Source organism: Bordetella sp. BOR01 (genome assembly GCF_019218885.1).
Taxonomy (GTDB): Bacteria; Pseudomonadota; Gammaproteobacteria; order Burkholderiales; family Burkholderiaceae_B; genus Bordetella_A.
The window spans coordinates 909,262-924,641 of record NZ_JAHUWT010000003.1 but is presented as its reverse complement, the minus strand read 5'-3'; the positions used below and the strand labels follow the sequence as shown (position 1 = coordinate 924,641).

General features: G+C 66.7%; 11 protein-coding genes. 4 read left to right on the top strand and 7 right to left on the bottom strand.

What is annotated here, in order from left to right; genetic code table 11:
* Nucleotides 1-37: 37 nt before the first annotated feature.
* The 3 genes from KW845_RS19185 to KW845_RS19175 all read left to right on the top strand — a co-directional run bounded on the left by KW845_RS19185 (nucleotide 38) and on the right by KW845_RS19175 (nucleotide 2,816).
* Complete coding sequence (locus tag KW845_RS19185) at nucleotides 38-1,006, top strand: tripartite tricarboxylate transporter substrate binding protein (RefSeq protein WP_218370931.1); 969 nt, start codon at nucleotides 38-40, stop codon at nucleotides 1,004-1,006.
* 7 nt (nucleotides 1,007-1,013) lie between these two features.
* A complete protein-coding gene (locus KW845_RS19180) occupies nucleotides 1,014-1,808 on the top strand; it encodes an enoyl-CoA hydratase (RefSeq protein WP_218370930.1) in 795 nt (264 codons plus the stop codon).
* Between the two features lie 84 nt (nucleotides 1,809-1,892).
* Nucleotides 1,893-2,816, top strand: coding sequence for a LysR family transcriptional regulator (locus KW845_RS19175; protein ID WP_218370929.1), 924 nt, complete (start codon nucleotides 1,893-1,895; stop codon nucleotides 2,814-2,816).
* Nucleotides 2,817-2,887: 71 nt separating this feature from the next.
* On the opposite strand, the gene KW845_RS19170 is transcribed toward KW845_RS19175, so the two are convergent.
* From KW845_RS19170 to KW845_RS19160, 3 genes are all read right to left on the bottom strand, one after another.
* On the bottom strand, nucleotides 2,888-4,324 hold the full coding sequence (locus tag KW845_RS19170; RefSeq protein WP_218370928.1) for an aldehyde dehydrogenase family protein: 1,437 nt from the start codon (nucleotides 4,322-4,324) through the stop codon (nucleotides 2,888-2,890).
* Between the two features lie 92 nt (nucleotides 4,325-4,416).
* On the bottom strand, nucleotides 4,417-5,208 hold the full coding sequence (locus tag KW845_RS19165; protein WP_218370927.1) for an SDR family oxidoreductase: 792 nt from the start codon (nucleotides 5,206-5,208) through the stop codon (nucleotides 4,417-4,419).
* A 16-nt stretch (nucleotides 5,209-5,224) separates the two neighbouring features.
* Entirely contained in the window at nucleotides 5,225-7,840 is a 2,616-nt protein-coding gene (locus KW845_RS19160; protein ID WP_218370926.1) for a DNA topoisomerase III, read from the bottom strand.
* Nucleotides 7,841-7,902: 62 nt separating this feature from the next.
* On the opposite strand from KW845_RS19160, the gene KW845_RS19155 reads away from it, so the two are divergent.
* Nucleotides 7,903-10,512 (top strand): GDYXXLXY domain-containing protein, encoded by a 2,610-nt coding sequence (locus KW845_RS19155; RefSeq protein WP_218370925.1) that lies wholly within the window; start codon nucleotides 7,903-7,905, stop codon nucleotides 10,510-10,512.
* A gap of 45 nt (nucleotides 10,513-10,557) precedes the next feature.
* Here KW845_RS19155 and gluQRS read toward each other — a convergent pair whose 3' ends face one another.
* The 4 genes from gluQRS to KW845_RS19135 all read right to left on the bottom strand — a co-directional run bounded on the left by gluQRS (nucleotide 10,558) and on the right by KW845_RS19135 (nucleotide 15,142).
* Nucleotides 10,558-11,442: a tRNA glutamyl-Q(34) synthetase GluQRS gene (gluQRS, locus tag KW845_RS19150; RefSeq protein WP_218370924.1), complete on the bottom strand. Its 885-nt coding sequence runs from the start codon at nucleotides 11,440-11,442 to the stop codon at nucleotides 10,558-10,560.
* A 3-nt stretch (nucleotides 11,443-11,445) separates the two neighbouring features.
* Nucleotides 11,446-11,904, bottom strand: coding sequence for a DUF494 family protein (locus KW845_RS19145; protein WP_218370923.1), 459 nt, complete (start codon nucleotides 11,902-11,904; stop codon nucleotides 11,446-11,448).
* A gap of 182 nt (nucleotides 11,905-12,086) precedes the next feature.
* Nucleotides 12,087-14,111 carry a TRAP transporter permease gene (locus tag KW845_RS19140; protein WP_218370922.1) on the bottom strand — a complete coding sequence of 675 codons (2,025 nt, stop codon included), beginning with the start codon at nucleotides 14,109-14,111 and terminating at the stop codon, nucleotides 12,087-12,089.
* 68 nt (nucleotides 14,112-14,179) lie between these two features.
* Nucleotides 14,180-15,142: a TAXI family TRAP transporter solute-binding subunit gene (locus KW845_RS19135; protein WP_218370921.1), complete on the bottom strand. Its 963-nt coding sequence runs from the start codon at nucleotides 15,140-15,142 to the stop codon at nucleotides 14,180-14,182.
* Between the last annotated feature and the right edge of the window lie 238 nt (nucleotides 15,143-15,380).

Genomic DNA, 15,380 nt, shown 5'->3' with positions numbered 1-15,380 from the left:
TCCAACGATTCGACCAACACAACACTGGAGACAACACATGAAATTCAAATTCTGGAGCGCCGCCGCGGCGCTGGCTTTCAGCGCCGCGAGCGGGTCGGCGAACGCCGCCTATCCGGATCGCGCCGTCACGCTGGTGGTGCCCTATGCGCCCGGCGGCACGACCGATCTCATGGCCCGCGTCGTGGCGCCCAAGCTCGGCGAGGTATTGGGACAGACCGTGGTGGTCGTGAACAAGCCGGGCGCCGGCGGCGCCGTGGGTAGCGGGTACGCGGCGCGCGAACGGCCGGACGGCTACACGCTGGTCATGGCGGTGGAAAGCTCGCACGCGGTCAACCCCAGCGTGCATGCCAAGTCCCCGTACGATCCGATCAAGGATTTCGCGCCCATCAGCAACCTGGCCAATGTGCTGGGAGTGCTGGACGTGCCCGGCGACTCCGGCATCAAGACGTTCGACCAGCTCGTCGCCGACCTCAAGGCCCATCCCGACCGCTACTCTTTTGGTTCGTCGGGCAGCGGCGGCTACAGCCATCTGTTCGGGGAACTGTTCTTGAGCGCCACTGGCACGAAGATGTTGCACGTGCCGTACAAGGGCCTGGGCCCGGCGCTGGTCGGCTTGATGGCCGGGCAGGTGCAGGTGGTGTTCGACAACCTGCCTTCGTCGGCGGGGTTCCTGGCATCGGGCAAGCTGCGTGCGCTGGCGGTGGCCTCACCGAAGCGGATCGCGACCATGCCCGATGTTCCCACCTACGCCGAGGTCGGCTACCCGCAATTGAATACGCCTTCGTGGTTCGGCCTGGCCGCACCCGCCGGCACGCCCGATGCGGTGCTGGACAAGCTGAACCAGGCCGTGAAGCAGGTGCTGGCCGATCCGAAAGTGATCGCCGACATCGAGCGTCTGGGCGCCGTGCCGGATTACATGTCGCGCGAGCAGTTCGCAGCCACGATCGAGCGGTCCAATGCCGTGTGGCAGAAGGTCGTGAACGACATCGGTTTTGAAAAACTCTAGGATTGCCATGGCCATCGACATTCCCACTTATCCCCATGCGGCCTTTTCGCTGCGCGACGACGGTGTCGGCACGCTGGAGATCCGCGAAGCGGGCAAGCTCAATATCCTGAGTTCCGCGGTCGTGGAAAGCCTGATCGGCATGCTGGCGCATATCGACCGGCGCGACGACGTCAAGGTGCTGGTGCTGCGCGGGGCCCAAGAAAAGGCCTTCGTCGCGGGATCGGACATCAAAGAGATGGCGTTCTTCGACCACGCCGCCGCAATTGCCTACATAGACCGGCTGCGGCAACTGTGCGATGGCGTGCGCTTGCTGCGCATACCGGTGATCGCTCGCATTCCCGGCTGGTGCCTGGGAGGCGGCATGGAGCTGGCATTGTCCTGCGACCTGCGCATCGCCTCCGACCAGGCCCACATGGGCATGCCGGAAGTCAAGGTCGGCGTGCCGTCCATCATTCATGCCGCGCTGTTGCCGCGGCTGATCGGCAAGGCGCGCGCGAACTGGATGCTGCTGACCGGGGAAGTTGCCGACGCGAAGCAGGCCGAATCGTGGGGGCTGCTGGACCGCGTGGTGCCGGCTGCCACGCTGGATGCCGAAGTCGACCGTATAGCGAGTATGCTTGCCGGACTCGGCCAAGGCGCGCTGGCCCAGCAGAAGCGCCTGCTGCGCGAATGGGAAGACGAGCCGCTGGATGTTTCGCTGCAGAATGGCGTGCTGGAGTTCGGCGCGGCGTTCGACACGGGCGAGCCGGGGCGCTATATGCGTGCGTTCCTGGACGAGAAGGCGCGCAAGACGGGCGCCTGATCCCGCGTCGCAGGGCCGCGCCAATGCGGCCCGGGAGGACAATCCCGTCTTGGCTTGCGGCGGTGTTCGCACAAAGAGGGATCGATGTCCTATGAGCTGAAAGATCTGCGCCTGTTCAAGGCCATTCTCCAGGCGGGCAACCTGTCCGCGGGCGCGGCAGCGATGCACATGACCGCTCCGTCGGCCAGCTATCGCCTGAAGAACCTGGAATATGCCGCGGGCAGCCCGCTGTTCGTGCGTTCCGCCAGGGGCATGAGCCTGACGCCCGCCGGCGAGGCGCTGGCGCGCCACGTCGACATCCTGCTGGCCGACCTGCAAGCCATGCAGGCCGAAGTCAGCGCCTACGCGCGCAACCTGAAGGGCAATGTGCGGCTGCTGGCCAACAGCAGTTCGCTCAACGGCTTCATCATTCCCAGCCTGGCGCGTTTTCTGACCTCAAATACCCATATCGATGTAAACCTGAAAGAGCAGGACAGCCTGTCCATTGCCGGCAAGATCCAGCGTGGCGAGGCCGATATCGGCATTTGCGCGGGCAAGGTCAACGATGCCGACCTGCGCTGCGAACTCTATGCGATCGATCGCCTGATCTGTGCGGCCCCGCCCGACCACGCGCTGGCGCAACGCCCCCGCGTGGCCTACGCGGATGTGCTGGCGCACGGGCAGGTCTGCATGGACCGCGCCAGCAGCAATTTCCAGTTCGTGCAGGCCCAGGCCGAGCGGCTGGGCAAGAGCGTCAGTGTGCGCGTGCATGCACACGATTTCAGTTCGGTGCTGTACCTGGTACGCGCCGGCGTGGGCGTGGCGGTGGTGCCGTCCAGCGTGGCCCAGCCGTTGGCGCGCGAGGGCGCGATCATTGCCATACCCTTGCAGGACGGGTGGGCGCTGCGTGACCTGCACCTGGTAACGCGGCAGGATGCCGAGCCATCAGGCCTGGTGCGCCAGTTTGCCGAGGTATTGCTGCACGATCCGCAAGTCGTGGCGGCCCGCACCGGCAAGAGCTGGCAGTAAGCGTAGCGGGCCAGTGCTGTTTCAATCTGGCGGTGCCAGGCACCTGGCGTGCCTGGCACCGTTGCGATGCTTCAGTCGTGCTTGATCGAGATGGTCTTCAGCACGGTGAACCCGTACAACGCCTCGAACCCTTTCTCGCGGCCGTGGCCGCTGGCCTTCACGCCGCCGAACGGCAGCTCGATGCCGCCGCCCGCCCCGTAGTTGTTGATGAATACCTGGCCGCTGCGCACTTTGCGCGCGATGCGCAATTGGCGCCCGCCATCGCGCGTCCAGACGCTGGCGGCCAGGCCGTATTCGGTGGCGTTGGCGATGCGCACGGCGTCGGCTTCGTCATCGAAGGGCATGGCGGCCAGCACCGGGCCGAACACTTCTTCCTGGGCCAGGCGATGGCCGACCGGCACGTCGCGCAGCAGCGTGGGCGCCTGGTAATAGCCATCGGCCGGCGCGCCATCGGCGATCTGGCCTTGCGCGGCGGTGGCGATGCCGTCGTCGCCGGCGGCCTTCAGGAAGCCCTGCACGCGTTCCTGCTGGGTCTTGCGGATCAGCGGCCCGCAGTCCAGGTCCAAGGTGGCAGGGCCCGCGCGCAAGGCCGAGAAGGCCTGCGACAGGCGTTCCAGCACACGGTCGTAGGCGCTGCGCTCGACCAGCAGGCGGCTGCCGGCCGAGCAGGTCTGGCCGGCGTTCTGCACGATGGCGTTCACTGCCACCGGTACCAGCGCGTCCAGGTCGGCGTCGGCGAACACGATTTGCGGCGACTTGCCGCCCAGTTCCAGCGTGACCGGCACATGGCGTTCGGCCGCCACCTGGGTAACCAGCACGCCTATGCGCGGCGAACCGGTGAACGAGATGTGGTCGATGCCCGGATGGCGCGTCAGCGCGTCGCCGGCTTCGTGGCCGTAGCCGGTGACGATGTTGATGGCCCCCGGTGGAAAGCCCACGTCGGCGGCCAGTTCGGCCAGCCGCAGCAGCGACAGGCAGGCGTCTTCGGCGGGCTTGACCACGCAGGCATTGCCGGCCGCCAGCGCAGCGCCCACGCTGCGCCCGAAAATCTGCAGCGGGTAGTTCCAGGGCACCACGTGGCCGGTAACGCCGTGCGGCTCGCGCAGCGTCAGCACCGTGTAGCCGTTCTGATAGGGCAGGGTTTCGCCGTGCAGCTTGTCGGCCGCGCCGCCGTAGTATTCGAAATAACGGGCCACCGCCGTGACGTCGGCGCGGGCCTGCCGGGTGGGCTTGCCGCAGTCGCGCGATTCGATATCGGTGAGCTCGTCGGCGTGGTCCAGGATCTTCACCGACAGCTTCAGCATCAGGCGGCCGCGCTCGGCCGCGGTAAGCCTGCCCCAGGCGCCTTCGTCGTAGGCGCGCCGGGCGGCCTGCACCGCCAGGTCGATGTCGGCGGCGTTGCCGCGCGCAATGCTGTCGTACTGCTGCCCGGTAGAGGGATCCATTACGGCAATGGATTCGCCCGAGGCGCCGGGTACCGGGCGGTTATCGATGAAATGCTGCTTCATGCCAATCAACCTCTAGAGTGTCGTTGCAGAGTATGCCGGCTGCGCAGCCCGGCGCACGGTGGCCCGTTCATGGCGCGATGGCGGAACAGGCCCTAGAACAAGATGGACAGGCCTCCGTCCACGGTCAGCACCTGGCCATTCACGTACGAGGCCGCGGGCGAGGCCAGGAACACCGCGGCGCCGGCGATTTCCTCGGGCTGGCCCCAGCGCCCCATGGGGTTGCGGGCGGCCATCGGGTCGTGCAGGGCCGGGTTGGCCATGAAGGCCGCATTGGTTTCGGTGGCGAAGGTGCCAGGCGCGATGGCATTGCTGGTAATGCCCAGGGGGCCGAATTCGGCCGCCAGTGCGCGCATCATGCCGGTCAGCCCCTGCTTGGCGGCCGGATACACGGCGTCGCCCGCGCGCGCCAGTTCGCCCACCACCGAGGTAATGGCGATCAGGCGCCCGGCGCGCTGGGGCACCATGCGCCCGGCCGCCAGCTTGGCCAGCAGGATGCCGGCGACCAGGTCGGTGTCGATCAGCGCGCGGATCTCGGCCGGTGCCATGGCTTGCAGCGTCTTGCGATTGCGGGCGCCGACGTTGTTGACCAGGATGTCCAGCCGGCCGTGCTCGGCATCGATCTGCGCGAAGGCGCGCGCCATGGCGTCGTCGTCGCCGATGTCGAAGGCCAGGGCCGAGGCGGCCAGCCCGTCGTTGCGCAGCGCGGCCACCGTGTCCTGTACCGCCGCGGCGTTGCGGCCGTTGATCAGCACATGGGCGCCGCAACCCGCCATGGCGCGCGCGATGCACAGCCCCAGGCCGCGCGCCGAGCCGGTCACCAGCGCCACCTGCCCGGCCAGTGAAAACTGCTGTAAGTAAGCTTGGGCAGGCGCGGCGGTGGTCATGGTGGTCTACGTCGTATCAGGCGGTTTTCTTGGGGGCTGCTTTCTTGGCCGCCGCTTTTTTGGCGGGTGCTTTCCTGGCGGCGGTTTTCTTGGCCGGAGCCTTCTTCGCAGCCGTCTTGGTGGCGGTTTTGGCGGCGGTCTTGCCCGCGGCCGTCTTGGCCGGCGCTCGGCCAGGCTTGACGGGGCGCGGTTCGAACTCGAAGCCGACCTTGCCGTCGGGCTGGCGTACCAGGAAGGCCTTGAACTTGCGGTTCGTGCGGCTGGAGACAAAACCGTCGAGCAGGTCGGTGCGGCCGTCGGTCAACAGTTTGTGCATTTGTTCGCGCGAGATCTCTTGCTGCAGGATGATCTTGCCGGAACGGAAATCGCAGGTCTTGTCGGGGCCGACCGATTTTTCGCACACGTAGCTCAGGCCATGCTCGAACACGCGCGAGCTGCACTTGGGGCAGGTGCCCACTGGCGTATGGCCGGAGAAGTCCACCGGTTCGGTGTCGTCGTCGTCATTCTGGCCGAAGTCGAATTCCAGCTTGTCTTCATCGCCGATGCGCAGGATGGCCGCGAACGGCCGGCCCATCTTGCTGATGAAGCCTTGCAGCGGGCCGATTTCGCGCTTGGCCAGCAGTTCTTCGACTTCGGGCAGTTCGAAGGTGCGCCCACCGGGATGCTTGCCGATGGAGAAGTCGCATTGCGTGCAGGCATAGCGGCGGTAGTTTTCCTTGACCACCCCGCCGCATTTGGGGCACGGGGTTTGCAGCGTGGCGTAGTCGCCGGGCACGGTGTCGCGCTCGTATTCCTTGGCCCGCTTGACGATCACTTGCGTCATCTGGGCGATTTCGCGCATGAAGGCTTCGCGGCCCAGCCCGCCCTGCTCGATCTGCTTGAGCTTGTGTTCCCATTCGCCGGTGAGTTCGGGCGAGGTCAGTTCGGTGACATCCAGGCCGGACAGCAGCGTCATCAACTGGCGTGCCTTGGCGGTGGGCACCAGGTCGCGCCCTTCGCGGCGCAGGTAGCCTTCGCCCAGCAGGCCTTCGATGATGCCCGCGCGCGTGGCCGGTGTGCCCAGGCCGCGCTCGGACATGGCTTCGCGCAGTTCTTCGTCGTCGACCAGCTTGCCGGCGCCCTCCATGGCCGACAGCAGCGTGGCTTCGTTGTAGCGCGCCGGCGGCTTGGTCGACAGGCCCACGGCCTCGATGTCTTCGGTGCGTACGGCTTCGTTGTCGGCCACCGGCACCAGGTTGGCGTCTTCGCCCTGGGCTTCTTTGCCATACACCGCCAGCCAGCCCGGTGCCACCAGCACCTTGCCTTCGGTCTTGAAGCGGTGGCCCTGCACTTCGGTCAGGCGCGTGGTGACGCGGTATTCGGCGGCCGGGAAGAACACCGCCAGGAACCGCTTGAGCACCAGGTCGTACAGCTTGGCCTCGGCCTCGCTGAGGTCGTGCGGGATCTGCAGCGTGGGGATGATGGCGAAGTGGTCAGACACCTTCTTGTTGTCGAAGATGCGCCGGTTGGGCTTGACCCAGTTCTGCGCCACCACGGTGCCGGCATGCCGCGACAGCTGCCCGACGGCGTTCGAGCCGCCCTTGGACAGGGCCTGCATGGTTTCGCGCACGGTGGCCAGGTAGTCTTCGGGCAGGTAGCGCGAATCGGTACGCGGGTAGGTCAAGGCCTTGTGGCGTTCGTACAGGGTCTGGGCCAGCGCCAGGGTGGTCTTGGCCGAAAAGCCGAAACGGCCGTTGGCATCGCGCTGCAGCGAGGTCAGGTCGTACAGGGCCGGCGACATCTGGGTCGACGGCTTGGACTCTTCGGTCACGTTGCCCGACTGTTCGCGGCACGCCGCCACCACGCTTTGCGCGGCGGCTTGCGACCACAGGCGCGATTCGCGCCTTTCGGGATCGCGCTCGTCGCGCTTGAAGTCGGGGTCGATCCAGCGGCCCTGGTACAGGCCCGCGGCGGCCACGAAAGTGGCGTGCACTTCCCAGTAGTCGCGCGGCACGAAGGCGCGGATGCGTTCTTCGCGCTCGGCCACGATGGCCAGCGTGGGTGTTTGCACGCGGCCCACGGGGGTCTTGAAGAAGCCGCCGTCCTTGCTGTTGAAGGCGGTCATGGCGCGCGTGCCGTTGATGCCCACCAGCCAGTCGGCCTCGGCCCGCGAGCGGGCGGCGGCTTCCAGCGGCTTGAGCTGGACGTCGTCGCGCAGGTTCGCGAAGGCCTCGCGGATGGCGGCCTGCGTCATGGATTGCAGCCACAGGCGCTTGATGGGTTTCTTTACCCCCGCGTACTGGATGATGTAGCGAAAGATCAGTTCGCCCTCGCGCCCGGCGTCACAAGCGTTGATGAGCGCGTCCACGTCTTTGCGCTTGGCCAGCCTGACCAGCAGCTTCAGGCGCTCGGCGGATCGCTTGTCTGCAGGGCCGAGTTCGAATTCGGGCGGGATGACCGGCAGGTGCGCGAAGCTCCACTTGCCTTTGACGGGGTCGTTGGGCGCGACAAGGCCGAGCAAATGCCCGATACTTGAAGCGAGCACGTAACGTTCGCTTTCAAAATAGTCGCCCTCGCGCGCGAAGCCTCCGAGGGCGCGTGATATATCAAGGGCTACCGAGGGCTTCTCGGCAATAATCAGCGTTTTGCTCATGGGTATCCAGTGGCGGTAGACCCGCCGGTGTAGCGCGGATGATACGAGGGGAGATTCGCCGCATGCAAGTCGGGGCTGGGGGACAGGCGGGATCAGAGCTGCACGCTTGGCGGCAATTCCTGGCCCGAAGTACGGTTTGGCTGGGTGTCTGGCTGCTGGGCAGCGCCGTTATTTGCTGGGTGGCCTCCAACTGGCAAGACATGTCGAAAGTGCAGCGCTTTGCCGGCGCGCAGGTGCTATTGGCGGTGTGCGTGCTGCTCGCCGCATGGGCTGGATGGCGCCTGCGGGCGGCTGCCGGCCCACGCCGCTACGCACCCGGGGCACTTCTGGCGTTGGCCGGCCTGCTGCTGGGTGCGCTGCTGGCATTACTGGGACAAACATACCAGACAGGAGCCGATACCTGGGAACTCTTCGCCTGGTGGGCGGTGCTGCTGCTGCCCTGGGCGCTGGTGGCGGCCAGCCAGGCCGTGTGGCTGCTGTGGGCGGGGGTCGTCAATGTGGCGGCCTTTCTTTATCTAGGGGAATCGGGGGCGCCGCTCTGGTGGGCAATCGGCCCCGGCCTGCCCACCTTGCTGCTGGCGGCCCTGAACCTGTTGCTGCTGGCGGCCTGGGAATGCGCCGCCTGGCGCTGGCACGCGGACACCCGGGTGGGGCCGCGCGCATTGGCGGCCCTGATCATCGGCACCTTGGTGCTGGCGCTGACCTTCGGCGATTCGGTGTTGCGCGGGCTGGGTTCGATCACCGGCGTGGCCTGGGTGGTCGTGACGCTGGGCCTGGGCTATTACTACCAGCGCGCGCGGCGCGACCTGCTGATCCTGGCCATGTTGGCCGCCGGCGTCATTTGCGTATCGATGCGCCTGGCGGGCGAATGGCTGCTGAGCCTGGAACCCGGTGTCTGGGCCATTTTGCCCTTGGCCGGCCTGTTGATGGCCGAAGCGGTGTGGGCGGCGCGCTGGCTGCGCCGGCTGGCAGCCCAGCCGCCGGCAGGACGTGCGCTGGCCGATGCCGAGCCGGCAGGCGTGTCGGCCGGCAATGCCGTGGCGCCGGCCGTCGCCGGCAGCCCGGTGGCCGGGCTGGACGACCCGGACGTCGAGCCCCAGTTGGGCCCGGCCTGGTACGTGCAGGCGCTGCTGGGCCTGAGCGCCTGGCTGACCACGTTGCTGCTGCTGTTGTTCCTGGGGGTCTCGGGCCTGGTCCAGTCGCTGCAGGGGGCCATTGTCGTGGGCCTGGTGCTGAGCGCCGTGGGCGTGGCCGTGCTGCGTACCGATGCCGGGCCGTTCTGGCGGCAATGCGCCACGGCCATGGGGTTCGCGGGGCAGATACTGGTGGCGTTCGGCCTGTCCGAATCTGCATCCCTGTCCAGCGCCTGCGCCTTTGTCCTGGTGCTGGGCGTGGCGGTGTACGCGCTGGCGCCCGAGGCGCTGCTGCGCTTCCTGAGCGCCTGGATGATCGCCCTGGCGCTGGCCGGGCTGATCTGGCTGGGCCTGGTGCCCGGACTGATGGACAACAACGATCTGCTGGGCATGTGGCTGAATTTCGACACGGTGCGCGCCACGTTCGTCTGGTTGCCGGTGGCCGTGGCCGGAGCCTGGACGGCCGCCGCCGCGTTCTGCGTCGGGCACCGCCTGGCGCGCACGCGGCCGAATGTGCTGTTGCCGCTGGCCTGGGCCTTCGTGCTGGCGGTGCAGGGCATGGTGTGGCTGGCGGGCGGCGCCTCGCTGATGCAGTTGCCGGTGATCTGGAACCTGAATCCGCTCACGGCGATACTGACCGTGGCCGGCGCGCTGTTGCCGGTTGCCTGCGCCGTGGCGGTATTGTGGCCGCGCCGGCACATGCTGACCGCGGGCGTGCTCTGGGGCGTGCCATTGGGCCTCTTGGCGCTGGCGTTGTTCTGGTTGCCCAGCCCGGGCATTGCCTTTGCGCTGGCCTGGATGCTGCTGGGCTTCGGCCTGAACCGCTCGCGCCTGGTGACCTTCGGCGGCCTGAGCCTGCTGGCGTATCTGGTGGTGTATTACTACCAATTGCAGGTGCCGCTGCTCGACAAGGCCTTGTGGCTGGGCGGCGCCGCGCTGCTGCTGTTCTTCCTGCGCGCCCTGGTCTGGCTGGTGCCGCGCCTGATGCGCACCATCGAGGCGCCGTCCGCGGCCGTGGCGGGCCCTGCGTCGGCAGCGCTGCGCTGGCGCACGGCCGTGGTGCTGGGTGGCCTGGTACTGGCCCTGGTCGTGGTCAACGGCGCCATCTGGCAGCGCGAGGCCTTGCTGGCCCACGGACGCGTCGCCATCCTGGAATTGGCGCCGGTGGATCCGCGTTCCTTGATGCAGGGCGATTACATGGCCTTGCGGTTTGCGGCCGGCAATGACGTCATGCGGCACTTCGCGTCGGCCCCGGATGCCATGCCGTCGCTCGACGGCTATGTCGTGCTGGTGCCCGACGGCGAGGGCGTGGCGCGGGTGGCGCGCATCCAGCCCGATGTGCAGCCGCAGGCCAGCCAGGAAATCGCCCTGCGCTACCGCCTGCGCAGTGGTGAGGTGCGTATCGTCACCAACGCGTATTTCTTTCCCGAGGGGCAAGCCGATCGCTACGCCGCGGCGCGTTATGGCGAAGTGCGAGTCGGAGACGACGGCACGGGGTTGCTGGTGCGGATGCTCGGGGCGGACAAGCAGCCGTTGTAGGGGCCTGGCGGACAGGTTGGGTTGGCACGCGCATTCGCATCGGCGTCAGCGCGCCTTGATGTGAAAGCGGGCGGCCCAGCGGGCGGTGGCTTCGGCCAGGAAGGCGGCCGGGGTGTCGGCCGGGCATGGGGCGAAATCCAGCGCCCGCCAGGCCTGGGCCAGCATGGCCATGGGCCGCGCGGTATCCAGGGGCGCGGCACCGTTCTGCTTGGACAGTTTCAAACCGGTGGCGGGATCGGCGATCAGCGGCACGTGCATGACGCGCGGCGGCGTGGCGCCCAGCAGCCGCGCCAGCACGCGCTGGCGTGCGGTAGAGCTGAGCAGGTCGGCGCCGCGCACGATGTCGGTGATGCTTTGTTCGGCATCGTCGACCACCACCGCCAGTTGATAGGCCCACAGGCCGTCGGCACGGCGCAGCACGAAATCGCCCACGGCCTGTGCCACGTCTTGCTGCTGAGGCCCCAGCCAGCGGTCGGTAAAGGTCTCGACGCCTTCGGGTACCCGCAAGCGCCAGGCGCGCGCCTGGCGGCCCGCAGGCAAGCCGTGGCGGCAGGTACCGGGATAAGGGCGTTCGCCGTCGGCGGCCAGGCCGGCGCCGCGCAGCGATGAGTCGGCGATCTCGCGACGGGTGCAGCCGCAACCATAGACCAGGCCCTGGCCTGCCAGCGCATCGAAGGCGTGCTGGTAGGCCTTGCCCCGCTGCGATTGCCACATGATGTCGCCGTCCCAGTGCAGGCCCAGCGCCCGCAGCTGCTCCATGATGGTGTCGGCTGCGCCGGCTACGGTGCGGGGTGTGTCCACGTCTTCGATGCGCAGCAGCCAGCGCCCGGCATGGGCGCGCGCGTCCAGCCAACTGGCCAGGGCGGCGGCCAATGAACCCAGGTGCAGCGGCCCGCTAGGGCTGGGGGCGAAACGGCCTGTGTAGTTCACGGCTCAGTGGAGCCGGCGCGTACCGTCGTCGTCGAGCAGTTCTTCGAGTACCAGGTTGTCGATCTCGGCTTCCTGGCTCCAGAGGACCATCAGGGCGATGATCTTGATCTTGGCCAGCGACACCGGGGTTTCGGGCGCGGCCAGGGCACGGTCGATGACGATTTCGCGCAGCGGGGCAGGCAGCACGCCGGCCGACTCAAGGAAAGCGATGAAGCCGATGGATTCGGTGCCCAGCTGGTGGTATTCGCCGTCGGTGTAGATGCGGATGCCGCTGCTGGGAGCTTGCGCCAGGTCGACGCAGCGTTCGGTGGTTTCGGCCAGGCCATAAAGCCAGCCCAGTGCGTCGTCGATGTCTTCGTGCTCGAAGCCTGCCGCCGCAAGGCGTTTGGCGAGAACGTCGGCCGCGGGACAGGCTTGCGGCGTGTAGTAGTTTTCGAACAAATAAACGAGGATGTCGAACATATGGCGCATTGTTAGTGCCAGTTTGCACAGTCGGCCCGCGGATCGGCAAACCAGCAAACATGCATTTAACTGTACGCTGAATCGTCATCCGGGGCAACTTCAGCCCCGTGGGTTGGCGATATACAACGGACCATTGGCGTCGTTTTCCAAGGGGGACGGAACGATCCGTCCCCCACCGGAGTTCAAACTGCCGGAATGGCCTTTTCCGCCTTCAATTGGGCCAGTTGGCGCACGAATACGGGAATGCAAAGCGCCAGGCCCAGCAGGCCGCTGGCCAGGCCCGGAATGATGGTCAGCAGCGCGCCGATGGTGCACAGCCAGCGTTCCCAGGATTTCATGCCCACCAGCATGTAGCGCGAGAAGGCCGCCGACAGCAGGACCAGGCCGACCATGCAGCCCACCAGGGTGGTGAAGAAGGCATACCAGGTGAAGCCCTGCACCGAGATCAGCAACGATGGCGAGAACACGAACACGAACGGCACGATCAGCTTGGTAATGCCCAGCCGGAATGCCGTGACGCTGGTGCGCAGCGGGTCGCTGCCCGCCATGCCCGCTGCCGCATAGGCCGCCAGTGCCACGGGTGGCGTGATGTCGGCCAGGATGCCGAAATAGAACACGAAGAAGTGGGCGGCAATGGGCTGCACGCCCAACTGCACCAGGATGGGCGCGGCCACGGCCACCATGATCAGGTAATTGGCGGTGGTGGGCACGCCGCAGCCCATCAGGACGCACACGATACCCGTCATGACCAGTGCGGCCAGCAGCGTCATCGTCTGCATCGATACCAGGATGTCGGGAATGACCGTATGCAGGCCGCCCGAGATGAACTGGGCCGCCGAGATGACGATGTACGACACCTTGAAGCCCACGCCGGTCAGCGTGACCACGCCGATCACCAGGCCCACCGTGCCGGCCGCCGCGCCGACGGCCAGCGCATACTTGGCCCCGGTCTCGAACGAGTCGTACAGATCGCGCAGCTTCAGGCGCTGGTACGGATTGAGCAGGCCCACCAGGATGCAACCCGTGATGCCGGCAAAGGCCGCCAGGTAAGGCGTGCGGCCGCTGGCCAGCACCGCGATCAGGGCCACCAGCGGCAACAGCGTGGGCCAGCGGCGCTTGAACGAGTCGCGCAAGTTGGGCATTTCGTCGACGCGCAGGCCGCGCAGGCCTTCGCGCTTGGCTTCGAAGTGCACCTGCATGAACATGCCGAAGAAATACAGGAAGGCGGGGAAGATACCCGCCAGGATGATCTGCTGGTAAGGGATGTCCAGGAACTCGATCATCAGGAAGGCCGCGGCGCCCATGATGGGCGGGGTGATCTGCCCGCCGGTGCTGGAGGCGGCTTCGACGCCGGCCGCGAAATGGCGTGGATAGCCGATGCGGATCATGGCCGGGATGGTCAGCGAACCCACGGTGACCGCGTTGGCCACCGACGAGCCCGACAGCATGCCGAACATGGCCGAGCCGAACACCGATACCTTGGCCGGGCCGCCGGCATAGCGGCCGGCGATGGTCGAGGCCACGTCCAGGAACAGTTGCCCCAGCCCGATGCGGCTGGCCAGCACGCCGAACAGCACGAAGTGAAAAACATAGGTTGCCACCACGCCGACCGCCACGCCGTAGATGCCCTGGCTGGTCAGGTACATATGGTTGACGATCTGCGGCCAGGAATTGCCCGCGTGCTTGAGCAGGCCCGGGAATATCGGGCCGAATGCCGCATAGGCCAGGAACACCAGCGCAATGATGGGCAGCGGCCAGCCCATGGCACGCCGCGTGCCCTCGAGCAGCCCCACGATGAGCACGCTGCCCATGAAGACATCCAGCGGCAGCGGATTGCCGACACGGAACGCCAGGTCTTCGAAGATGTACGGGATATACAGCACGCTGAAGGCCAGCGCGATGGCGATGATCCAGTCGTACAGCGGCACGCCGCCCGGCGACAGCAGGGTCGAGCGAGGTTCGCGCTGGTAATGCGCCTTGCTGAATCCGAACACCAGGAAGATCAGGCTCAGTACGAAAGCCAGGTGCACGCCGCGGTGCGTGGCTTCGCGCAGCAGGCCGAAGCCCGCCGTGTAGTAGTGAAACAGCGACAGCGTCACCAGCAGGAACGAGACGATCGCGGTGGCGGTCTTGGCCAATGGCCGGAAGCGGATTTCGGAATCGAATTTTTCCGCCAGTTTCTGGGTTTTGTCGTGATCGATTTCCATCGCCAGGCCTTATAGGAAAGCCGCGCGCCGGGTCAAACGCCCGGTGCGCTGGAGGGCTTTGCAGCGAATTACTTCAGCAGGCCGGCTTCTTTGTAGAACTTCTCGGCACCCGGATGGAACGGGATGCCCGCACCCTTGACGGCATTTTCCTTGGTGATCAGCTTGCCCTTGGCGTGGCCGTTGTCCAGTACCTTGCGGGTGGCATCGCTGTACATCGCCTTGGTGATGTCGTAGACGGTCTGTTCCGACATCTTGGTGGACGTGACCATCTGCGCGTTGACCGAGATGGTCTTCACTTCGCCGACGCCCTGGTACATGCCGGCGGCGATGGTATCGGGCGTGAAGAACTGCTGCTGGCTGCGCAGCTTGTCGATCTCGGGTCCCTCGATGGATATCAGTTCGATGCCTGCGCCGCTGGAGGCTAGTTCGGCAATGGCGCCGGCGGGGGCGCCGCCCACGAAGAAGAAGGCGTCCAGGCCGCCGTCCCGAAGTTTGTCGCCGGCCTGGTTGGGTTTCAGGTATTCGGCCTTGATGTCTTTGTCCGTCATGCCGAAGGCGCCCAGGATCAGGCGCACGTCGACCAGCGTGCCCGAGCCGGGTTCATCCATGGATACGCGCTTGCCGCGCAGGTCGGCCACCGACTTGATGTCCGAACCCTTGCGCGCCACCAGATGGATGCTCTCGGGATACAGCGTGGCGATCAGGCGCAGCTTCTCGGCCTTGGGCTTGCCGTCGAAGGTGCCGGTGCCGGTATAGGCCCAGTACGCCACGTCGGACTGCGTGAAGCCGGCTTCCAGCGAGCCGCCCAGGATGCCGTTGATGTTGGCGACCGAGCCGTTCGAGGCCACGGCTGTGGCGATCAGCTTGCCGGGTTGCGAAATGGCGTTGGCGATCATGCCGCCCACGGGGTAGTACGTGCCGGCGGTTCCGCCGGTACCGATGCGGAAGAATTCCTGCGCATGGGCGGGCCCGGCCGCGCCGGCTACCGCCAGCGCGACCGTCAGGGTCTTGATCCAGTTCTTCAAAGACATGAAGCTTCTCCAGGTACGGCGCTGTCGGATGGCAGCGCCCTTTTGCCCTCGGGCTGTTCCAAGGCAAAGCGCCCATGGAGGGGCAGCAAGCCGTAGGCGCAGCGTGGGGCCTTGTTTTGATCCCCGGAGATTTTGTCATGCGCGGCAGCCGCGGGTGCCTAGGGTTTGCCTGGGGATACACTACGCGTTTCCGTGCGCCGCCCGTTTTGGGCGGCCCGCTTGTTCGTACGAAAAGGAA